Below are 21,193 nucleotides of genomic sequence, written 5' to 3' on the forward strand. Positions count from 1 at the left end.
GCCTGCCCCGTGAGGTGTCACGTGTCCCCGCGCCGCAACCGCCCCCGAGGCGGCGAGATTCCCCACGACAGCACAGCGGAGCCGGGGGCCCGGTACGGCGGCGGCGGACGCACCGAACAGTGGCATGGCGAGGAGTGGTCGGTCCGCCCGGTGAGCGGCGCGAGCGCGGCCGGCAAGCGGTACCGCTGCCCCGGCTGCGACCAGGAGATCCCGTCCGGCGTTCCGCACCTGGTGACCTGGTCCGAGTACGGCGGCATCGACGACCGCAGGCACTGGCACAAGGCCTGCTGGAACGCGAAGGACCGCCGCACCACGCAGGTGCAGCGGTCCAGGAACGCGCCTCGCTACTGATCTCCGACGGCCGGTGAACGGTGGCCGACGGCCGATGGCTGGTCAGACGTCGCGCTTCTCCAGCGACGCATAGGCACCGGCCAGGGCCACGGCCGCGACGCCGAGCATGATCCACAGCGGATCCCAGCCGGACGGCCCGGACCCGGTGACCGAGGTGTCGTAGAACGCGCTGAGCTGGCTGGGGATCGAGTACTCGAACAGTGTCTGCCGCAGGTCGCCGAGCGACTCCGCGAACATGAACATGGCCAGCACGAGCGGCAGCAGCACCACCCCGATCATGATCGTGATCGCACCCGCGGAGTGCCGGATGAGAGCGCCGATCGCGAGCGAGAGCAGGCCCAGCGTCGCGATGTAGAGGCCGACGCCGACAGTGGCGCGCAACCAGGCGTCACCGGTGGGTGCCTCGCCGTCGAGCATGGCCGTCTGCAACGCGCCGACCAGCGCGGTCGTCACGGTCGTGATGACGAAGGTGAGCAGGAAGAAGACGATCGCCTTCGCGGTCAGCACCCGCGCACGGTCGGGGCAGGCCGTCAGCGTCGTACGGATCATGCCGGTGCCGTACTCGGAGGAGATGGTCATCACGCCGAGCGTGATCACACAGATCGAACCGAGCAGTACCCCGAAGAAGCCGAAGCTGAGCACCGGGGTGTCGCCGATGTTGGCGTCGGCGGTACTGACCGCGATCGCGGCGAGCAGCCCGAGGCCGAGGAGCAACACGATCATGACGCCGAGCGTCCACATGGTGGAGCGCACCGAACGGATCTTGGTCCACTCGGAGGCGAGCGCGTCGCGCAGGGTGGCGCGGCGCACCGGGATCGGTGAGGCGTAGAGCCCGGCCGGTGCGTCCTGCCGGTTCTGCTGCGGGACCGGGGCCTGCTGCTGGTACGGCGCCTGCGGGGTCGGCGGTGTGGTCATCGGGCGTCCTCGCTGGTCTCGCGCTTGGTCAGGTCTGCAGGGGCCGCGGCGGGCGCAGCCGGGGCTGCAGGGGCTGCAGGGGCCGCGGCGGCGGGTGTCGCCGGAGCTCCCGCGTACGGGTTCTGTCCGGGCGGCGGCGGGGCGTACCAGCCCTGCTGCGGCATCTCCGGCACCGGCGGCTGCGGTGCCCCGTAACCGGGCTGCTGTCCGTACCCGCCGTGCACCGGCTGCTGCAGCCCGGCCTTCTGGTCCACCGTCGAGCGGTAGTCCACGGCGCCCTGCGTCATCCGCATGTATGCCTCCTCGAGCGAGGCCTGGTGCGGCGAGAGCTCCCACAGCCGGACGTCCGACTCGTGTGCCAGATCGCTGATCCGCGGCAGCCGCAGACCGGTGATCCGCAGGGCCCCGTCCGGCTCCGACATGACCTGGCCGCCCGCCTCGGTGAGCGAGGCGGTCAGCTTCTCCCGCTGCTCCTGCGCCCCGTCCGCGACCCGCACCCGGGCGAAGTCGGCCGAATTGGCGGAGATGAAGTCCTTGACGCTCATGTCGGAGAGCAGCTGCCCGCGGCCGATCACGATCAGATGGTCCGCGGTGAGTGCCATTTCGCTCATCAGATGGCTGGACACGAAGACCGTACGGCCCTCCGACGCCAGCATCTTCATCAGATTGCGGACCCAGAGGATGCCCTCGGGGTCGAGACCGTTGACCGGCTCGTCGAAGAGCAGCACCTGCGGGTCGCCGAGCAGCGCCGCCGCGATGCCGAGCCGCTGGCCCATACCGAGCGAGAAGCCCTTGGACCGCTTCCGTGCGACGTCGTGGAGACCGACGACACCGAGCACCTCGTCGACCCGGGCGGCCGGGATGCCGGCGAGCTGGGCGAGCGAGAGGAGGTGGTTACGGGCGCTGCGCCCGCCGTGCACCGCCTTCGCGTCGAGCAGTGCACCCACTTGCCGCGGAGCGTTCGGCAGACTGCGGAAGGGGTGGCCGCCGATGGTGACATGGCCGGAAGTCGGTCGGTCCAGGCCCAGCATCATGCGCATGGTGGTGGACTTGCCCGACCCATTGGGACCGAGGAATCCGGTGACGGCCCCCGGCCGCACCTGGAAGGAAAGGTTGTACACGGCCGTCTTCGCGCCATAGCGCTTGGTCAGGCCGACTGCCTCGATCATGCTCCAGCCCCATCGACTTCGTCTGTCGTCGGGGCCCAGGCTGTCAGGCCGCACGCCCCCGTAAGAGTTAAGAGGATATCCAGGCCTTGACGGTTCCGACCAAGTCGTTACGCGAGCGCGTCGCCTCCCGGCAGAGCGGACGGAGTGCTTCCGGGCCGGTCAGGTCTTGCGTCCGCCCACCGGCCACGGGTCCCGCCCACCGGTCATGCGTCCCGCTTCTTCAGCACGAGATAGCCGCCTGCCAGCGCGGCCGCCACCCAGGCGACCAGAATGCCGAGCCCGCCCCACGGCCCGTACGGAGCAGGGTTGCTGTGCATGGCGTCCGGAACAACCTGCATGATCTTGGATCCGGCCTGGTCGGGGAAGTAGCGGGCGACCTTCTTCGCGCCCGGGACCGCCGACAGGATCTGGGAGACCAGGAAGAAGAACGGCATCAGGATGCCGAGCGACAGCATGGAGCTGCGCAGCATCGCCGCCACGCCCATGGAGAAGATCCCGATCAGGCCCATGTAGATGCCGCCGCCGACCACCGCGCGCAGGACATTGTCCGCACCGATGTCCGTGTGATGGTCGCCGAGGAGGGCCTGCCCGAGGAAGAACGAGACGAAGCTGGTGGCGATGCCGACCACCAGGGCCAGTACACCGGCCACCGCGACCTTGCTGAAGAGGAACGAACCGCGCTGGGGCACGGCCGCCAGCGAGGTGCGGATCATGCCCGAGCTGTACTCCGTACCGACCACCAGCACACCGAAGACGACCATGGCCAGCTGACCGAGGACCATGCCGGAGAAGCTGATGAGGGTCGGGTCGAAGGTGGCCCTCTCGGCCACGGGGAGTTCGTCGAACTGGGCGTTCATCAGGGCACAGAGCGCCGCGCTCATCGCGACGGTGACGACGAACGCGGAGATCAGGGTCCAGACGGTCGACGAAACCGTACGGATCTTGGTCCACTCGGAGGTCAGGACCGCGGGTACCGATGCCATCGTCGTCACGCCCCCTTGCCGGTGCCGGAGGTGCCGGGTACGCCCGGCGTGCCGTTCCCGGCCGTGCCGACGGCGGTCTGCCGGTTCCACTCGTCACCCCAGTGCGGGCCCACGGGCGGCGGTGCCTCAGCGAGCTCCGAGTGTGCGTGGTACTCCACGGAGTCCGCCGTCATCTGCATGAACGCTTCCTCCAGGGAGGCCCGCTGGGAGCTCAGTTCGTGCAGCACGATCTGGTGCCGGGCGGCGAGCTCTCCCAGTGCCTCGGTGGTGGCACCGTCGATCTCCAGCGTGCCGCTGCCCGTTTCGACCACGATCAGGCCCTCCTCGTGCAGCACATCGCGCAGCCGCTCCTGTTGCGGGGAGCGCAGACGTACATAACTGCGGGAGTTCTGGTGGATGAAGTCGGCCATCGAGGTGTCGGCGAGCAGCCGGCCCTGGCCGATCACGATCAGATGGTCCGCGGTGAGGGCCATCTCGCTCATCAGATGCGAGGAGACGAAGATCGTCCGGCCTTCCGCGGCGAGCGCCTTCATCAGATTGCGGATCCAGTGAATTCCCTCGGGGTCGAGACCGTTGACGGGCTCGTCGAAGAGCAGCACCTGCGGGTCGCCGAGCAGCGCCGCCGCGATGCCGAGCCGCTGGCCCATACCGAGGGAGAAGCCCTTCGACTTCTTCCTCGCCACCGCGCTCAGACCGACGGTGTCCAGCACCTCCGCGACCCGGCTCTCCGGGATGCGATTGCTCTGCGCGAGACAGAGCAGATTGTTGTACGCGCTGCGCCCGCCGTGCATCGACTTCGCGTCGAGCAGCGCCCCGATGTACTTGAGGGGTTCTTCCAGGTCGCGGTAGTGCTTGCCGTCGATGCGCACCGAACCGCTGGTCGGGTTGTCGAGATCCAGCATCATCCGCATCGTCGTGGATTTGCCCGCACCGTTGGGGCCCAGAAAGCCCGTCACCATTCCAGGTCTGACGCGGCACGAAAGCCGGTCGACGGCAACCTTGTGGCCGAAGCGCTTGGTGAGACCATCGAGCTCGATCATGCGTTCACGCTAGAACGGCCGCGCGCCCGGCGCCACCACAAGGGCGGAACCGGGCGCGCAAGGAGGGTGCTGAAGGTACGACTGCGGTACTGCGGGGTCAGCGGGTCTGCTGAGCCGGGACGCCGCGGGTGACCGGCTCGTCGTCGGCGGGGGAGCCGGCGGCGGCCACCGCGGCACCGGTCAGCGTCGCCAGCATCTCGCGGACGTTGGTCAGCTGAGCGTTGATCGAGTCGCGGCGGTTGGTGAGCGCCGCCAGCTCGCGCTCCGACTCGCTGCGGATCCGGTCGGCCTTCGCGTTCGCGTCGGCCACGATGTCCTCGGACTGGCGCTGCGCGGTCTCCACCGTCTGACGGGCCCGGCGCTCGGCGTCCGTACGGAGCTTCTCGGCCTCCAGGCGGAGCTGCTCGGCGCGGTGCTCGATCTCGGCGAGGCGCTTCTCGGCCTTGGCCTGACGGGACGCGAGGTCGCGCTCCGACTGGTCGCGGCGCTTGGCCAGGTTGGTCTCGAAGTCCGCGGCGGCCTGGGCGGCCTTGGCGCGGGTCTCCTCGAAGAGGGCGTCCGCCTCCTCGCGCTTCTGCGCCGCGTCCTTCTGGGCCTCGGTGCGCAGCGAGGTGGCCTCACCCTTGGCCTTCTCGACGATACGAACGCCCTCGTCCTCGGCCTTCGCCTTGCGCTCGGCGGCGAACGACTCGGCGTCGTTGCGCACCTGCTGGGCGGCCGACTCGGCGAGCTCACGGTGCTGCTCGGCGGCGCGACGGGCCTCCTCGCGCAGGTCCTTCGCCTCCTCCTCGGCCAGGCGGAGAATCTTCTCCACACGAGCGCCGAGACCGGCGTACGACGGCTCCGCGTCGTTCACCTGGGCCTGGGCGTTCTGCGTCTCGAGGTGGAGCTCCTCGATGCGCTTTTCCAGAGACGTGATGCGGGCGAGAGCACTATCACGGTCGGCGACGAGCTTGGTAATGCGGTCATCCACCTGACCGCGGTCGTATCCACGTCGCACGAGCTCGAAGCCGAAGGGGGAGGAAGGGTCGCTCATGAGGTTCCTGTCGAATGAGACCGGTGAGGTGTTAGAGGGAATCCTAGGGGCCCGGGCGGCGTGTCATCGAGTGGATGCCCGTTTGATCTGGAGAATGACACCCCTTTTGAGTGGCTGACCCCCGCAACTCTTGCCACTCGGAGGGTTGAACGTCCTTGACGAAGCACGGGAGATGACAGTGCGACTACCCCTCGGACGACTTGCCACTCGATCGAGTGCCCGCTGAGGCACCGGCTTTGACGCCGGCGGCGGAGCCGCCACCCGCGCCCTTGCCGCCGCCCGTCGGCGTCTCGAACGACTCCAGTGCCTCCAGCACGTCCTGGACACGGGAGATTTCGGTGTTGATGTCCTCGCGCCGACGCACCAGCAGATCGAGTTCGCGCTTGCCCTCGTCCACCGTACGCTTCGCCTCGACCTCGGCGTCGGCCCGCAGCTTCTCGGCCTCACGGACCAGTGTGGCCTTCTTCTGCTCGGCCTCCTTCAGCAGCGCCTCGGCCCGCTTCACCGCCGCGATCCGGACCTTGCTCGCCTCCGAATTGGCGTCCGCCAGCAGCTCCTTGGCCTTGGCCGCCGCGTCGTCGCGCTGCTCGGTCGCCGCCTTCATCAGGTTGTCGACGCGCTCGCCCGCCGTCTTCATCTGCTCGGAGGTCTCCCGCCGGGCCCGGTCGTGCAGCTCCTCGATCTCGCTCTCGATCCGGGTCCTGAGCTCCTCGGCACGCTCCCGGATGGCCGTGGCGTCCCGGCGCGCGCCGACCAGCAGCTCGTCCGCGTCCGTACGGGCGCGTTCCACCAGGGAGTTGCCCTCGACGGTCGCCTCCGAGGTGATCCGCACTGCCTCCTTGCGGGCCACGCCGACCATCGTGTCGGCCTGCTCCTCGGCCTCGGTGGCGGCGCGCAGCGCCTCCTCCTGGGCCTTGTTGATGAGCTGGTCCGCCTGCTCGGCGGCATCGGCACGGCGCTTCGCCGCGGCCTCCCGCGCCTCGTCGAGCAGCCGGTCGGCCTCCTGACGGGCCTCGGCACGCATCTGCTCGGCCGCCGCCTCCGCGTCGGCGCGTACCCGCTCGGACTCCTCGCGGGTGCGGGCCGCGTGCTCCTGTGCGGAGCCGACGGTGGCCGCCGCCTCCGCACGCAGCCGCTCGGCCTCGTCCGTGGCCTCGTCCGCCACCCGGGCCGCCTGCTGCGTCGCCTCGTCGACCAGCCGGGTTGCCTGCTGTGTCGCCTCCTCGACGAGCTGGGTGGCCTGTTGCGCCGACTCCGTGCGGATCCGCTCGGCCTCGCTCGTCGCCTCGCCCACCAGCCGGTCGGCCTGGGTCGCGGCATCGGAACGCATCCGGTTGGCGTCCTCGCGGGCCTCGGCCCGGCTGCGGGCCGCGTCCTGCTCGGCCGAGGCCAGCGCGTCGGAGGCCTCGGTACGCATCCGCTGGCTGTACTCCGCGGTGTCCGCGCGCAGCCGCTCCGACTCGGTGATCGCATCGGAGACGGTCCGCTCGGCCATCGCCTTCGCGGCCTCGGACTCCTCCTGCGCCTCCCGGCGGATCCGGGTCGCGTCCTCGCCGGCCCGCTCCCGCTCCGCGTGCGCATCGGAGCGGACCCGGTCCGCCTCCTCCTGCGCCTCGGACTTCGTCCGTTCCGCGACGTGCTCGGCGGCGGAGCGCAGCCCGGCGATCTCCGCCTCGGCCTGCTCCTGCAGCCCGTTGACCGAATCCCGTACCTGCTGGGCTGTCTGCTCGGCCGCGGAGACCAGCTCGGTCGCCCGGCTGTCCGCCTCCTCGACCAGACGCTGCGCCTCGGCCTGCGCCTGCTCGACCCGCTTGCGGGCGGATGCGAGAAGCTCCTCGCTCTGCTCGCGGGCCCGCTCGCGCTCCTGGTTCGCCTCGGTGCGCGCCGCGTCGAGGGTCTCCTCGGCCTCCCGGCGGCGCCGGTTCGCCTCTTCCTGCGCCGCGGCCAGCGCCTCGGCGGCCTCCGTGCCCACCCGCTCCGCGGCGGCAGCGGCCTCGGAACGCACCCGGTCGGCGCTCTCCTGCGCCTCGGACTTGAGCCGCTCCGCCTCGGCGGCCGCCTCGCTGCGCAGCCGTACGGCTGCGGACTCGCCCTCCGCACGCGAGCGCGACGCATCCGCCGCGGCCTCGTCGCGCAGCCGCTCCGCCTCGGTCTCCGCCTGCTCCTGCAGCGTCCGCAGCCGCTCGGCGGCCTCCGCGCGCAGCCGCTCGGACTCCTCGTTCGTCTCACGCCGGATGCGCTCCGCCTCGGCGCGCGCGTCCGTGAGCGCCTGCTCGGCGGTGGTGACCCTGGTCTCGGCCTCGGTGTGCAGCCGGGTCAGCTCGTCGCCCGCCTCCGCCTGCCGGGCCGCGACCGCACGCTCGGTCCCCTCGCGCAGCTCCGCCGCCGCCTGCTCGGCCGCGGTGGTGGTGGACCGGGCCTGCTCCTCGGACTCGGTACGCAGCTGCTCGGCCTCGGCGCGGGCGCGCTCCAGGGCCTCCTCGGCCTGCTTGCGCAGCGCGGTGGCGCGCTCGGCCGCTTCGGTACGGACCCGCTCGCTCTCCGTGCCCGCGGTGGTGCGCAGCTCCTCCGCGTCCGACTTCGCCTTGGACAGCAGCTCCTCGGCGGTCTTCGCGCCTTCCTCGATCTGCTGGACGGCCTCGCGGCGGGCCTCGCCACGGATCCGCTCGCCCTCGGCGACGGCCTCGGAGCGCAGCTGCTCGGCCTCGCCGCGCAGCCTGCGTGCCTCCTCCTGCAGCTCGACCGTCTTGGCCCGGTACTCCTTGGTGTCGTCCTTGGCCGCGCCCTTGAGCTGATCGGCCTGCTCGGCGGCCTCGCCGCGCAGCCGGTCCGCCTCGGCCTCCGCCTCGCGGCGGATCCGGTCGGCCTCCTCGCCCGCCGCCCTGGTGGTGGACTTCGCGTCCTCGGATGCCTTGGTCAGCACCTCCTCGGCGGCCCTGGCGGCCTTGGCGAGCTGGGCAGCGGCGTCCTCGGCGGCCGCCGTGCGGGCCTTCTCTGCCGCCTCGGACCTCAGCCGGTCCGCCTCGGCGCGGGCATCGGCGAGCGCCTGCTCGGCCTCCGCCTTGAGCGACTCGGCGTCCTTGGTGGCCTCGCCGACCAGCCGGGCGATCTCCGACTTGGCCGTACGGGTGCGCTGCTCGTTCTGCGACTCGGCGGCGGCCAGCCGCTTGACGGCGGCCTCCTTCGCCTCGCTGGTGACCTTCTCGGCCGCCAGGCGGGCCTCGCGCAGCTGGGTCTCGGCCTCCTGAATGCGCTGCTCGGCGGCCCGGTTCAGCTCGGCGGTCTGCTGCCGGGTCTGCTCGGTCTCGGCCGTCGTCGACGTACGCAGCCGCTCGGCGTGGCTGGTGGCCTCCTGCGCCTGGCTGGAGGCGGCGTTCAGCAGCCGCTCGGCGTCCTTGCGGGCGCGCAGCAGGATCGCCTCGGCCTCGGTACGGGCAGACTCCGCCTCGGAGCCGAGCCGCTGCCGGGTCTCGTCCGCCAGCCGGCCCGCCTCGGCGCGCGCGGCCGCCAGGGACTGCTCGGCCTCGGCCCTGGACTCCTCCAGCAGCCGGCGCGCCTGGGACTCGGTCCTGGCCCGGAGCTGCTCGGCCCAGGCGACGTTCTCGTTGACATGGGACTCGACGGTCTGACGGCGCTCGGCCAGCTCCTGGTCGAGCTGCTGACGCCGCTGCACGGCCTCGTTGTGCAGCTCGGCCTGGAGCCGCGCCTGGTGCTCGGCATGCTCCTGCAGGATCCGCTGCGTCTGCGCACGGGCGTCACGGAGCTCCCGCTCGGCGTCGGTCCGCAGCTGCTCTGCCTGGATCTGGGCATTACGGAGCATCTGCTCGGCCTGGTAGCCGATGTCCGCGCTGTCGTATGCGGGACGGGTCGCGAGATTGCGCCGAGCCTCGTGCAGCTTGGCGCGCAAGACCTCGACCTGGTAACCGAGGTCCTCGGCGTGCTGAACGGCCTTCTCCCGGTCGGTCTTCAGCCGGTCCATCTCGGCTTCGAACCGCGAGAGATGGTCGTCTTCAGCTCGGTGGCTCTCCTGGCGTTCGTAGCCCCGCACTGCGCGGTCCCATCCGTCCCCTGGTCGCAACTCTCCAACGAGTACCGTTCGCCGGCGAACGGTCCCCCGGGGAATGGTGACAGATCACGGCTGGGGACGCGGCGCGGCCCCGACCCGGCCCCGGCCCGGAACGGCCCACTCTACCGGGCCAGGTATCCGGAGGTCAGTGCTCCGCTGCGGACGTGACCAGTTCGGTGAGGACTCCGTGGCAGTCCTTGGGGTGCAGGAACGTGATCCGGGACCCCATCGAACCGGTCCTGGGCTCGTCGTACAGCACCCTGATCCCCTTCTCCCGGATGTCCGCCGCGTCGGCGTCGACGTCCGCGGTGCCGAAGGCGATGTGGTGGACACCCTCCCCGTTCTTTGCCAGCCACTTGCCCACGGCCGAGTCCTCCCGGGTCGGCTCCAGCAGCTGGAGGTAGGAAGCACCGCCGTCGGACGTATCGTTGATCTTGAGCATGGCCTCCCGGACGCCCTGCTCCTCGTTGATCTCGGAATGGAACACCTCGAACCCGTAGGTCGAGCGGTAGAACTCGACGGTCCTGTCGAGGTCGAAACAGGCGATCCCGATGTGGTCGATTCGCGTCAGCATGCAACCAGTGCAGCGCGGCACAGATGGTTACGCAACGTGCGCGCGATCACACCCGCTGCCGGATGACGGGCGAGGTACCGCTCAGTACATTCATGTAAACCCTCGTTCACTCCTAATCCCAAGGGGCTGCGCCTCATGTCAGGAACGACCGGTACCACCTCAGTGATCGTCGCGGGCGCGCGTACGCCCATGGGCCGGCTTCTCGGCTCGCTGAAGAGCTTCTCCGGGGCCGATCTCGGCGGCATCGCCATCAAGGCCGCGCTGGACCGGGCCGGTATCGGCGGCGACCAGGTCGAGTACGTGATCATGGGTCAGGTGCTCCAGGCCGGGGCAGGGCAGATCCCGGCACGCCAGGCCGCGGTCAAGGCCGGCATCCCGATGAACGTCCCCGCGCTCACCGTCAACAAGGTGTGTCTGTCCGGGCTCGACGCGATCGCGCTCGCCGACCAGTTGATCCGCGCCGGTGAGTTCGACGTCGTCGTCGCCGGTGGCCAGGAGTCCATGACGAACGCCCCGCACCTGCTCCCGAAGTCTCGCGAGGGCTACAAGTACGGCGCGATCGAGATGCTCGACTCGATGGCGTACGACGGTCTGACCGACGCCTACGAGAACATCCCGATGGGTGAATCCACCGAGAAGCACAACACCCGTCTGGGCCTGAACCGCGCCGACCAGGACGAGATCGGCGCCCTCTCCCACCAGCGCGCCGCCGCTGCCCAGAAGAACGGCATCTTCGAGGCCGAGATCACCCCGATCGAGATCCCGCAGCGCAAGGGCGACCCGGTCCTCTTCTCCAAGGACGAGGGCATCCGCCCGGAGACGACCGCGGAGTCCCTCGGCAAGCTGCGCCCGGCCTTCACCAAGGACGGCACGATCACCGCGGGCACCTCCTCGCAGATCTCCGACGGCGCCGCCGCGGTCGTCGTCATGAGCAAGGCCAAGGCCGAGGAGCTGGGCCTGGACTGGATCGCCGAGATCGGCGCCCACGGCAATGTGGCGGGCCCGGACAACTCGCTCCAGTCGCAGCCGTCCAACGCCATCAAGCACGCCCTGAAGAAGGACGGCCTGGAGGTCACCGACCTCGACCTCATCGAGATCAACGAGGCGTTCGCCGCGGTCGCCGTCCAGTCGATGAAGGACCTCGGCGTCACCCCGGAAAAGGTGAACGTCAACGGCGGCGCCATCGCGCTGGGTCACCCGATCGGCATGTCCGGCGCCCGTGTGGTGCTGCACCTGGCGCTGGAACTGAAGCGGCGCGGCGGCGGCACCGGTGCGGCGGCGCTGTGCGGCGGCGGCGGCCAGGGCGACGCGCTGATCATCCGCGTCCCCAAGTAGGAACGGCCCGGGCAGGCAGTACGTAATACACGTAGAGCACTCAGCGAGTGAACGGAGCGGTGATGGTGGACGTCCCCACCCTGGTCGAGCAGGCCCGTGCGGGCCGGCCGCGGGCCGTGGCCCGGCTCATCTCCCTGGTGGAGGGGGCGTCGCCGCAGCTGCGCGAGGTGATGGCGGCCCTGGCGCCGCTTACGGGCAACGCGTACGTCGTCGGCCTGACCGGCTCACCCGGTGTCGGTAAATCGACATCGACGTCGGCGCTGGTCTCGGCGTACCGGCGGGCGGGCAAGCGGGTCGGCGTCCTGGCCGTCGACCCGTCCTCGCCGTTCTCCGGCGGGGCGCTCCTCGGCGACCGGGTCCGGATGTCGGAGCACGCCTCCGACCCGGGCGTCTACATCCGCTCCATGGCCACCCGCGGACATCTGGGCGGTCTCGCCTGGTCGGCACCGCAGGCGATCCGGGTGCTGGACGCTGCGGGCTGCGAAGTGATCCTGGTGGAGACGGTCGGCGTCGGCCAGTCGGAGGTGGAGATCGCCTCCCAGGCCGACACCTCCGTCGTCCTGCTGGCGCCCGGCATGGGCGACGGCATCCAGGCGGCGAAGGCCGGAATCCTGGAGATCGGCGATGTGTACGTCGTCAACAAGGCCGACCGGGACGGCGCGGACGCCACCGCGCGCGAGCTCAACCACATGCTGGGCCTCGGCGAGTCCCGCGGTCCGGGCGACTGGCGGCCGCCGATCGTGAAGACGATCGCCGCCCGGGGCGAGGGCATCGACGAGGTCGTCGAGGCGCTGGAGAAGCACCGGGCGTGGATGGAGGAGCACGGAGTGCTCGCCGAGCGGCGCATGGCCCGTGCGGCCCGCGAGGTCGAGACGATCGCCGTCACGCGGCTGCGTGAGCGCATCGGCGATCTGCACGGCGACCGCCACATCGGCGCGCTCGCCGAACGCATCGTGGCGGGGAGCCTCGACCCCTACGCGGCGGCGGACGAGCTCGTGGCAGGACTCACCGAGGCCTGATCCCGTCCGGACGGGTCCGGCAGTGGCGTGCGGGCCGCTCCCGGGACCGTCCGGAGACGTCTGTACGTCGCCACTGCGGAACCGTCGCGCGCGCCGCGCACCCCCGCCCCTGACTGCTGAAGATGCGTCAGTTGTGGTCAGGGGGTGTGCTTTCCGTGCTGACCGGCCCTGCGGCCGGTGACGTGTCCGTGGCAGGATTACGGCCGGATACGTGAACTGAGTGTCCGGCCGTGCGCCCGGATCTCGACCTCGACGACGGCTTCCGCATCCGCTTCCGCCGCGAGATCGACGCGGCGGGTGCCGTACGCAGTCCGTACACGGCGGCCCTCGTCGGCGGCGACGCGAGCGGCCGGCTGCCCTGGCTGGCGACCGAGTACGTCCCCGGCCCCTCGCTCGCCGAGGCGGTGACCCGAGGCGGGCCGATGCCCGAGCAGGTCGTACGGGAGATGGGCGTCGACCTCGCCCGCGCGCTCGCCGACATGCACGCCGTACGCGTACTCCACCGCGACCTCAAGCCCGGCAACGTGCTGCTCGGCACCGACGGGCCGAAGGTGATCGACTTCGGGATCGCGCAGGCCTTCGACGCCACCCAGCTGACCCGGACCGGTGTCGTGGTGGGCAGCCCTGGCTACATCTCGCCCGAGCACGTCAACGGCTCGCGCTCGCTCGTACCGGCGTCGGTGACGTCTCCTGCCGTATGCCGGTCCTGAAGGGAAAGGAACTCCTCTGCACCGGCTCGAACGGCCTGACGGTCGTCGACGTGACGGCCCCGCAGAACCGCCGGTCGATCGCCGCGGGCGTGGACATCGCCTACCGGCCCGCACTCTCACATGACGGCAAGGTCGTGGTGAGCAGCCGGACGAGGACGTACGCGTTCGGCCTGTCCGACGGGCGGCAGCACTGGGCGACGTACGAAGGCGGCCAGGGCATGGAAACCGTCGGCAGGCCGTCCGTGGCCGGCGACAGGGCCCTCGTCGTGGGCGGGGGCAAGGTGGCGGTCATCGACATGGCCGCCGAAGGGGATCCGGGCCGGACCGGCAACCCGTCGACCGGCTGGCCCGAGGGCAAGTCGGTCGATCCGGCGTACGTCTCGCTCGTCGCGCGGGGGAACGTCGCCTTTCTGGCCTTCAAGGACGGGACGGTCCTGTCCTTCGCGCCCTGACGGTCCGGCGGACCCGGGCGTCAGTCGTCGTCGTGGTCGTCCCGGTCGTCCCCGTGGTCGTCGTCATGACGGTCATGGCCGTCGTCCGACCGGTCCGCCGTGACCTTGGCCGTCCTGGCGTCGACGTTCAGCTCGTGCCGCTTGCCGTCCTTGCCCCGGACGTCGACCTCCCAGTGCAGCGCCCCGCCGCTCCGGTCGTCGCTGTCGTCCAGTTCGATCGACGTCACGGTCCCGGGCGTCGCCTTGAGCGCGGCGTCGACCGCCGCGTCCAGCGAGACGGGGGCCGACCTGGGCGCATGCCGGTCGCGATCGCCGTCGTCGGAGACGTGCTTGCCGAGCACCTTGCCGTTGCCCGCGTCCACCGTCACGTCGTGCCAGACCTTGTCGGAGCCGTACACATCGAGGTCCCAGACCGGCCCGCCGTCCTCGTCGTCCAGCTCGGCCTCGGTGACCGTGCCCGGGACGGCCCCGACGGCGGCCGCGGTCGCGTCCCCGACGTCGACGCGGGCGGTGCTGCCGCCCGCCGCGCTGCTCCTGGTGTCACGGTCGTGGCTGTCGTCGTCCGCGAAGGCTACGGCCGTGGCGGCTCCGCCGCCGACGAGCACGGCCGCGGTGACGGCGGCGATGGCGATCTTGCGCTTCATGAGGATTCCTCCCTGATCGGGTGGCCGGTTTCGACATGGTCCACACTGCCGGGGTGATGCTGAACGCAGCCTGAAGCCACCTGAAGCCGTCTTCAGGTTCCGTTTGCGACCCTGTGCGTATGCGCCTGTTGATCGTGGAGGACGAGAAGCGGCTGGCGATGTCCCTGGCCGGGGGACTTACAGCCGAGGGCTTCGCCGTGGACGTTGTGCACGACGGTCTCGAAGGGCTGCACCGGGCGGCCGAGGGGGCGTACGACCTCGTCGTCCTCGACATCATGCTGCCCGGAATGAACGGCTACCGGGTCTGTGCCGCCCTGCGCGCCGCCGGCCATGAGATGCCGATCCTGATGCTGACGGCGAAGGACGGGGAGTACGACGAGGCGGAGGGCCTCGACACCGGGGCCGACGACTACCTGACCAAGCCCTTCTCGTACGTCGTGCTGGTGGCCAGGATCCGGGCGCTGCTGCGGCGCCGGGGCGGCGGCTCCGGCTCGCCGGTGGTCACCGTCGGCTCCCTGCGCATGGACACCGCCGCTCGTCGGGTGCACCTCGGTCCGGCCGAAATCACCCTCACCACCAAGGAGTTCGCGGTGCTGGAACAACTGGCGCTGCGGCCCGGGCAGGTGGTGAGCAAGGCGGACATCCTGGAACACGTCTGGGACTTCGCCTACGACGGCGACCCGAACATCGTCGAGGTGTACGTCAGCGCGCTGCGGCGCAAGCTCGGCGCGGCCGCCATCCGTACGGTGCGTGGCGCCGGATACCGGCTGGAGGCGCTGTGAGATCGGTACGGGCCAGGGCCGCACTCGGTGCCACGGTCGTGGTCGCGGTCGCACTGGTCGGCGCCGGGCTCGCCGTGCTCCTCGTCCTGCGCGCCAACCTCACCGATCAGGCGGGGCTGCAGGCCGAGGTGGTGGCCCGTGAGGTGGCCGGGCAGTTGGCCCTCGATGTGCCGTACGACCGGCTGGAGATGCGCGAGGAGGAGGACCATCCGGTCCAGGTGACCGACGAGGACGGGCGCGTGGTGGCCGTCTCCAAGGACCTGGAGGCGATCTCCGGCACCGGTACGGACCAGGTCGAGCCGGCCCCGTCACCGGCCGCGGGAAGCTCCACCGGTTCCGACGACGACGGACGCGATGACGACGGACGCGATGACGGCGGCGACGACAACGGCGGTCACAGCATCCCCGGCCGCGGTGAAGTCGACTCCGGCAACCCGGACTTCAGCAACGGCACCGCCACCGTCGACGGAGACACGGCCGACTATCGCTTCGCGTCAGTCCGGGCGACCACATCAGCCGGGGTGACCCTGACCGTCCACGCGGGCGCCCCGCTGGCCGCCGAGCAGGAGGCCGTGGGCACTGTGCGCGGGGCGATGCTGATCGGGCTGCCGGTGCTGCTGCTCGTCGTCGCCGGGGTCACCTGGCTGGTGACCCGGCGGGCGCTGCGCCCGGTCGAGGGAATCCGGCGCGAGATGGCCGCGATCACCGCGTCCGAGGATCTGAGCCGGAGGGTGCCGGAGCCCGGTTCGCGCGACGAGATCGCCCGGCTGGCCCGTACCACCAACGAGACCCTGACGGCCCTCGAGGCATCGGTGGACCGGCAGCGACACTTCGTGGCGGACGCCTCGCACGAACTGCGAAGCCCGATCGCCTCCCTGCGCACCCAGCTGGAGGTGGGCGCCGCGCATCCGGAGTTGCTGGACGTGCCGGGCGCCGTCGCCGACACCGTACGGCTGCAGGCGCTGGCGGCCGATCTGCTGCTGCTGGCCCGGCTGGACGCGGGGGAGCGGCCGGGCCGTACGACGCTGGACCTGGGCGCGCTGCTCCACGAGGAGGTCTCGCAGCGCACCGGCGACCGGATTCCGGTGGCGGTGTCCGTGCCGGACTCCGGTGCGTTCGAAGCGGAGGGCTCGCGTGGGCAGTTGGCGCGGGTGATCGGCAATCTGCTGGACAACGCCGAGCGTCATGCGGAGCGCACGGTGGCGGTCTCGCTGCGTGCGGAGCGGGGCGGCGTGGTCGTCGCGGTCACCGACGACGGGGCGGGAGTGCCACCGGACGAGCGCGAGCGGATCTTCGAACGTTTCGTACGCCTCGACGACGCCCGTACGCGGGACGAGGGCGGTGCCGGTCTGGGCCTCGCCATCGCCCGCGACGTCGCGGCCCGGCACGGCGGCCGGCTGACGGTGGACGGTGCGCCGGAGGGCGGCGCGCGGTTCGAGTTGTGGCTGCCGAGCGCCGGTTGAACACCGCGCCCCGCCGCGCAGGTCACACCTTGCCGCGACGCCCCCGCAGATGATCCGCGACCGGTGCCAGTGCCGCGTGCAGGTCCGCCAGTGCCTCCGGCGTCAACAGGTCCATGAAGTGCTTGCGCACCGACGCCACGTGGTGGGGCGCCACCTTCCGCATCGTCTCCGCACCCTCATCGGTGAGGACCGCGAACAGTCCGCGCCGGTCCGACTCGCAGTTCTCCCTGCGGACCAGTCCCGCGCTCTCCATACGGGTGATCTGGTGCGAGAGCCTGCTCTTGGACTGCAGCGTCGCGGCGGCGAGGTCGCTCATCCGCATGCGCTGGTCGTCCGACTCCGAGAGGTTGACCAGGATCTCGTAGTCGTTGTTGGTCAGGCCGAACGGCTGGAGGTCCTTCTCCAGCTGGTGCATCAGCAGCCTGCTGACGTCCAGGTGGGTGCGCCAGGCGCACTGCTCCGCGTCGTTCAGCCAGCGAGTGGCCGTCTCGGTCTCCATGTATGGATTCTACCTAAGAAGTTGAAAGCCGGACGAAGGTGGGAGAGTGTGACGTCCGGCACTCGCCCGGAGACGGGCTCGGTGCGGGGTGCAGACGTTCGACGTCACACTCCGCAGACTACCGGTCACAAACCGAAGCGACGTTGGAGGTCCCCGAGCTGACCGGGCAGACGGGGTGCGGAGCCAGGTTGACCCGCGCCACCCGGCACCCCGGCCTGCGCCGGCGTCGCCCCCGTCGGCTGCTCGGGCATCAGGATCTCGGTCGACTGGAGCAGCACCGTACCCGCCCCGACGAACTCGAACTGGTGCTCCTCGCCCGACGTCCCGCCGATCCCGGTAAGCGACCTGAGCCCGCCCATCACGCCCGTCATATAGCCGTGGTCGTAGTGGTGGCACGGCGAGGGGCAGTCCGCCCAGCCCACCAGCGCCTGCGGATCGACCCGCAGCGGCGGCTCCATGAAGACCACCGGACCGTTGGACGCGGCCACGAACTTTCCCGTACCGATCAGTGTCAGAAAGCCCGGCACGATGGACTGCTTGAGTGCCAGGGTCGGCTGGTACGCGAGAAGGTTGCCGGACCGGATCGTCAGGTTCCCCTCCTCCAGGTCGTACGAGTTCACGTCGAAGGCGCGGTCGGCGAGGAGCATCTTGCCGCTGCCTTCGGCCACCACCCAGTCGCTCGCGTGCAGCGGTGAGTGGAAGCTCGTACGGATCAGCCGCTCGAAGCGGCCGTGGCCGATGCCGTTGAACTCGATCCGTCCGTAATAGGCGATCATCTTGCCCTTCTGCAGGAACCACTGGCTCCCCTTGAGCTCCACGCAGAAGGTGTACGAGTTGACGTTGTCGTCCGACGGCAGCGTCATCGGGTCGAAGACCACGGGCGTGCTCACAGCTTCTCCTCCGAGGCCTGGACGTACACCGCGCCACTGCCGCTCAGCTCCAGCTGGAACGCCTCGCCGGAGCCGCGCCCCACCATGTCGCGCCAGCCGAGCGCGGTGGAGAGCTTGTTGCGTACGTCGCCGTGGTGGGCGACATACGCCTGCGGGTCCACATGCACCTCGCGGCCCGGGGTGATCGGCAGCTCGATCACCCCGCCGTGCGCCATCACCGCGACCGCGCCATGGCCCTTCAGTGTCGTGGTGAACAGGCCCTGCCCGGTCACCTGGCCGCGCACCATGCCCATGACGCCGCCCTGCGCACCCATGAACATCGTGCCCTGCTGCAACGTCCCGTCGAAGGCGAGCAGCCGGTCGGCCTCCACATAGAGGGTGTCGCCGGCCAGGTTGATCACCTGGATGTGGTGGCCGCCGTGGCCGAACATCACCGTGCCGCTGCCCTCGACCGTCATCAGCGGGGTCGCTTCGTTCGCCACCCGTCGGCCGATCATCGACATCAGGCCGCCCTGGCCGCCCTGGATGTTCGGGGTGAACGACACCTCGCCGCGGTACGCGAGCATCGCGCCGCGCTGGCTGAACATCTTCTGGCCGGGGACCACCGTCGCCTCGACCATCTTCGAGTTGATCTCACGGAACGGCATCAGACATCGCCCCCGATGGTGTTCCGCTCGCTCGGCTGCACGTAGACGAGGCCCTCGCCCTCGAACCGGATCTGGAACGACTCGCCCGAGCCCTCGCCCATCAGCGTCCGGAAGTTCACCCCGGACTGGAAGTGCTGCTGGAGGTTGCCCTGGTGGGCGATGTAGGCGCCGGGATCGACGAACAGCGGGTACTGGGCCGTCACCCGCAGCACCACGGCCGAGCCGTCCGACATGATCGCCGCCTGACCGGTGCCCTCGACGGTGGTGGTGAACAGGCCGTTGCCGGTCGCCCCGCCGCGCAGCCCGGTGAAGGTGGTGCCGGTGCGCAGCCCGGCGTCGGTGCAGAGCAGATTGCTCGCCTCCACATAGAGCTTCTCGCCGCGCAGCGACACGAGGCTGATCTCGCTCGCGCGGTCGGCGAAGTAGCAGGTGCCCTGGCCTGTCACTTCCATCACGGTCATCTGCTCGCCGGTCAGCCGGCGGGTCACCATGCCGCGCAGGCCGTCGCCGCCGCCGGTCATCTTCTTGAACGTCATCCGGCCGTCGTACGCGACCATCGAGCCGTTCTTCGCCTTGACGGCGTCGCCGGCCAGGTCGACGGCGAGCGTTCTGCTGCCTTGGAGTCGGAACATTGCCACGGAGCGACGGTATCGGCCCGGCCCCGGCCGGGACAGGGCCCTGGGGAGGAACCGGCACCCTGAACCGCCCCTGATACGCATCCGGTACGGGACCCGTACGCAATCCGGACGTATCCCGTACAGGGCGACGACGGAACGGATCGGGGCCCGGCGGCGGCACGTGACCGGACACATACGGCCCCGGCGCCGAGCGCCGCCCGTGCCGATGCCACAATGGGTGCGCTTGTGCCTGTATTCACAAGCTGTCACGATCCTCCCACCGAAGGTGCCCTTGTGGACATCAAGACCGCTACCGCCCTGCACCGGCTGCGCCTCATCTCGATTCCCGAGGCGCTCTCCTTCCCTGCGCTGATCATCTTTGGCTCGATTCTCAGCCGGGTCTCCGACATCGACTTCCTGATGATGCCGCTCGGCATCATCCACGGTGTGCTCTTCGTGATCTACGCCGTCCTGCTGCTCGACGTCTGGTCCAAGACCAAGTGGCCGCTGAAGCGCATCGCGTTCTTCTTCCTGCTCGCGCTGCTGCCGTTCGGCGGGCTGTACGGCGACAAGGTGCTCAAGCGCTACGAGGCCGATGGCGTCATCGCCGCCCGTGCCCGCCGGGAAGGCGTGGTCAGCGCGTGATCGTCGCGTTCTCGGTCAGTCCGCTGGGCGTCGGCGAGGACGTCGGCGAGTACGTCGCCGACGCCGTCCGGGTCGTCCGCGAGTCCGGGCTGCCCAACCGCACGGACGCCATGTTCACCTCCATCGAGGGTGAGTGGGACGAGGTCATGGACGTCGTCAAGCGGGCCGTCGCCGCCGTCGAGGCCCGCGCCGGACGCGTCTCGCTCGTACTGAAGGCCGACATCCGCCCCGGTGTCACCGACGGCCTGACCTCCAAGGTCGAGACGGTCGAGCGGTACCTCGCCGGCTGACGCCTCTCCGCACCATCCTGAGACCCCCTCGCCGTCCGGCGAGGGGGTCTCCGTCACCCGGGGTGCGTTTCGGGCTCCACCGCCAGCGCGATCCCGAGCGGCGTCCGCTCGTACAGCACCTGGTGCCCGTACCGCCGCGAGGTCAGCAGCCCCGCCGCCCGCAGCACCGACAGATGTTCCGACACGGAGGACGGCGCGAGGCCGAGCCGGTGGGCGAGGGCGCTCGTCCCTGCCGGTTCGTCGAGCATGCACAGGACATCGGCCCGCGCCCGCCCGAGCAGCCGCGCGAGCGCCTGCGGCGTACGGTCCGCGGGCTCCGTCCACAGGCCACCGATCCCACGCGCCGGATAGATCACCGCGGGCTGGTAGGGCGGCTCGTACCCGCTCACCACATCCGGCCAGGCGAAGACGCTCGGCATCAGGACAAGACCCTGCCCCCCGAGCACCCGGGAGTGCCGGCCCCGCATCCCGACGAGCGTGAGCGTCGAGCCCGCCCAGCTCAGCTGGGGACTCAACTCGCCGAGCAGCCGCGCGAGGCCGACCGCGGCGAGCCGCCGCGAGTGGTACGCGATGTCCGCCTCCAGCAATGCGCGCAGCCGCGGCCAGTCCGGCTCGACCAGGACGCGCCACGCCTGTTCCAGAAGCGCGGACAGCTCCCGCTGCGCACGGGCGGGGTCGTCGAGCATCGTCCGTCCGGAGGGGGAGTCCAGCGCCCCCGGCACACACGCGAGCGTCAGTGCCAGGTCCGCACGGACGAGCTCGGGGTCGATGGCGCGCACCCCGGCGATCTCCTCCTCGAAGGATGCATAGGGCCCGAGCGGCGGCGGGCAGAGAAAGTCAGGATTGTGTCCGCCTGCCGGCATCAGCGACCAGAGCGGCCCGAGTTCGAGCCCCGCGGCCGCGCTCCGGATACGCCGCAGCCACGGCTCGTGGTAGCCGTGGTTCCCGGGGCGCAGGAGGGTGCGTACTGCCTGTTGCGTCTCCCAGAGCGGGGAGAGGGCGAACCTGCAGCACAGCAGATCGCTCTCGTCGAAATGCAGATGGAACGGCATCGGCCCACCTCACA

At 70.7% G+C, this 21,193-nt stretch carries 22 protein-coding genes; 9 read left to right on the plus strand and 13 right to left on the minus strand.

Annotated features, from left to right (window positions below):
* Positions 1-21: 21 nt before the first annotated feature.
* Complete coding sequence (locus ACZ7IB_RS05320; RefSeq protein WP_470909301.1) at positions 22-351, plus strand: ATP/GTP-binding protein; 330 nt, start codon at positions 22-24, stop codon at positions 349-351.
* Positions 352-393: 42 nt separating this feature from the next.
* On the opposite strand, the gene ACZ7IB_RS05325 is transcribed toward ACZ7IB_RS05320, so the two are convergent.
* The 7 genes from ACZ7IB_RS05325 to mce form a co-directional block, all read right to left on the minus strand.
* Positions 394-1,266 carry an ABC transporter permease gene (locus ACZ7IB_RS05325; RefSeq protein WP_470909303.1) on the minus strand — a complete coding sequence of 291 codons (873 nt, stop codon included), beginning with the start codon at positions 1,264-1,266 and terminating at the stop codon, positions 394-396.
* The gene (locus ACZ7IB_RS05330) at positions 1,263-2,435 is read right to left on the minus strand and encodes an ABC transporter ATP-binding protein (RefSeq protein ID WP_470909305.1); all 1,173 of its coding nucleotides are present in this window, start codon (positions 2,433-2,435) and stop codon (positions 1,263-1,265) included. The genes ACZ7IB_RS05325 and ACZ7IB_RS05330 overlap by 4 nt, the downstream gene beginning before the upstream one ends.
* A gap of 203 nt (positions 2,436-2,638) precedes the next feature.
* Entirely contained in the window at positions 2,639-3,418 is a 780-nt protein-coding gene (locus ACZ7IB_RS05335) for an ABC transporter permease (RefSeq protein WP_470909307.1), read from the minus strand.
* 5 nt (positions 3,419-3,423) lie between these two features.
* Positions 3,424-4,458, minus strand: coding sequence for an ATP-binding cassette domain-containing protein (locus ACZ7IB_RS05340; protein ID WP_470909309.1), 1,035 nt, complete (start codon positions 4,456-4,458; stop codon positions 3,424-3,426).
* A 97-nt stretch (positions 4,459-4,555) separates the two neighbouring features.
* Entirely contained in the window at positions 4,556-5,494 is a 939-nt protein-coding gene (locus ACZ7IB_RS05345; protein WP_470909311.1) for a cellulose-binding protein, read from the minus strand.
* A 184-nt stretch (positions 5,495-5,678) separates the two neighbouring features.
* Positions 5,679-9,542, minus strand: coding sequence for a polarized growth protein Scy (scy, locus tag ACZ7IB_RS05350; RefSeq protein ID WP_470909313.1), 3,864 nt, complete (start codon positions 9,540-9,542; stop codon positions 5,679-5,681).
* Positions 9,543-9,705: 163 nt separating this feature from the next.
* On the minus strand, positions 9,706-10,134 hold the full coding sequence (gene mce, locus ACZ7IB_RS05355) for a methylmalonyl-CoA epimerase (protein WP_470909314.1): 429 nt from the start codon (positions 10,132-10,134) through the stop codon (positions 9,706-9,708).
* Between the two features lie 135 nt (positions 10,135-10,269).
* On the opposite strand from mce, the gene ACZ7IB_RS05360 reads away from it, so the two are divergent.
* The 4 genes from ACZ7IB_RS05360 (at position 10,270) to ACZ7IB_RS05375 (ending at position 13,650) form a co-directional block, all read left to right on the plus strand.
* Positions 10,270-11,469 carry an acetyl-CoA C-acetyltransferase gene (locus ACZ7IB_RS05360; RefSeq protein WP_470909315.1) on the plus strand — a complete coding sequence of 400 codons (1,200 nt, stop codon included), beginning with the start codon at positions 10,270-10,272 and terminating at the stop codon, positions 11,467-11,469.
* A 62-nt stretch (positions 11,470-11,531) separates the two neighbouring features.
* Positions 11,532-12,488, plus strand: a complete 957-nt coding sequence (gene meaB / locus ACZ7IB_RS05365; RefSeq protein ID WP_470909317.1) for a methylmalonyl Co-A mutase-associated GTPase MeaB — start codon at positions 11,532-11,534, stop codon at positions 12,486-12,488.
* Between the two features lie 230 nt (positions 12,489-12,718).
* The gene (locus ACZ7IB_RS05370; RefSeq protein ID WP_470909319.1) at positions 12,719-13,198 is read left to right on the plus strand and encodes a serine/threonine-protein kinase; all 480 of its coding nucleotides are present in this window, start codon (positions 12,719-12,721) and stop codon (positions 13,196-13,198) included.
* A complete protein-coding gene (locus tag ACZ7IB_RS05375; RefSeq protein ID WP_470909321.1) occupies positions 13,186-13,650 on the plus strand; it encodes a hypothetical protein in 465 nt (154 codons plus the stop codon). The genes ACZ7IB_RS05370 and ACZ7IB_RS05375 overlap by 13 nt, the downstream gene beginning before the upstream one ends.
* A gap of 20 nt (positions 13,651-13,670) precedes the next feature.
* On the opposite strand, the gene ACZ7IB_RS05380 is transcribed toward ACZ7IB_RS05375, so the two are convergent.
* Positions 13,671-14,294, minus strand: coding sequence for a PepSY domain-containing protein (locus ACZ7IB_RS05380; protein ID WP_470909322.1), 624 nt, complete (start codon positions 14,292-14,294; stop codon positions 13,671-13,673).
* 119 nt (positions 14,295-14,413) lie between these two features.
* Here ACZ7IB_RS05380 and ACZ7IB_RS05385 point away from each other — a divergent pair, with 119 nt between their 5' ends.
* Complete coding sequence (locus tag ACZ7IB_RS05385; protein WP_470909324.1) at positions 14,414-15,076, plus strand: response regulator transcription factor; 663 nt, start codon at positions 14,414-14,416, stop codon at positions 15,074-15,076.
* The gene (locus ACZ7IB_RS05390; protein WP_470909326.1) at positions 15,073-16,539 is read left to right on the plus strand and encodes a sensor histidine kinase; all 1,467 of its coding nucleotides are present in this window, start codon (positions 15,073-15,075) and stop codon (positions 16,537-16,539) included. The genes ACZ7IB_RS05385 and ACZ7IB_RS05390 overlap by 4 nt, the downstream gene beginning before the upstream one ends.
* A 22-nt stretch (positions 16,540-16,561) precedes the next feature.
* Here the strand turns inward: ACZ7IB_RS05390 and ACZ7IB_RS05395 are convergent, their stop codons facing one another.
* From ACZ7IB_RS05395 to ACZ7IB_RS05410, 4 genes are all read right to left on the minus strand, one after another.
* Entirely contained in the window at positions 16,562-17,038 is a 477-nt protein-coding gene (locus ACZ7IB_RS05395; protein WP_329836699.1) for a MarR family winged helix-turn-helix transcriptional regulator, read from the minus strand.
* A 125-nt stretch (positions 17,039-17,163) separates the two neighbouring features.
* Positions 17,164-17,928 (minus strand): AIM24 family protein, encoded by a 765-nt coding sequence (locus ACZ7IB_RS05400; RefSeq protein ID WP_470909328.1) that lies wholly within the window; start codon positions 17,926-17,928, stop codon positions 17,164-17,166.
* On the minus strand, positions 17,925-18,575 hold the full coding sequence (locus tag ACZ7IB_RS05405; protein ID WP_030916049.1) for an AIM24 family protein: 651 nt from the start codon (positions 18,573-18,575) through the stop codon (positions 17,925-17,927). The genes ACZ7IB_RS05400 and ACZ7IB_RS05405 overlap by 4 nt, the downstream gene beginning before the upstream one ends.
* A complete protein-coding gene (locus tag ACZ7IB_RS05410; protein WP_470909533.1) occupies positions 18,575-19,207 on the minus strand; it encodes an AIM24 family protein in 633 nt (210 codons plus the stop codon). The genes ACZ7IB_RS05405 and ACZ7IB_RS05410 overlap by 1 nt, the downstream gene beginning before the upstream one ends.
* Positions 19,208-19,486: 279 nt before the next feature.
* Here ACZ7IB_RS05410 and ACZ7IB_RS05415 point away from each other — a divergent pair, with 279 nt between their 5' ends.
* Complete coding sequence (locus ACZ7IB_RS05415) at positions 19,487-19,837, plus strand: DUF3817 domain-containing protein (protein WP_470909330.1); 351 nt, start codon at positions 19,487-19,489, stop codon at positions 19,835-19,837.
* Positions 19,834-20,127, plus strand: a complete 294-nt coding sequence (locus ACZ7IB_RS05420) for an MTH1187 family thiamine-binding protein (protein ID WP_030916057.1) — start codon at positions 19,834-19,836, stop codon at positions 20,125-20,127. Before ACZ7IB_RS05415 ends, ACZ7IB_RS05420 begins: the two co-directional genes overlap by 4 nt.
* A 53-nt stretch (positions 20,128-20,180) precedes the next feature.
* Here ACZ7IB_RS05420 and ACZ7IB_RS05425 read toward each other — a convergent pair whose 3' ends face one another.
* Positions 20,181-21,179, minus strand: coding sequence for an ArsR/SmtB family transcription factor (locus ACZ7IB_RS05425; RefSeq protein WP_470909332.1), 999 nt, complete (start codon positions 21,177-21,179; stop codon positions 20,181-20,183).
* Positions 21,180-21,193: the final 14 nt, after the last annotated feature.

The organism is Streptomyces sp. NPDC037301, assembly GCF_055602785.1.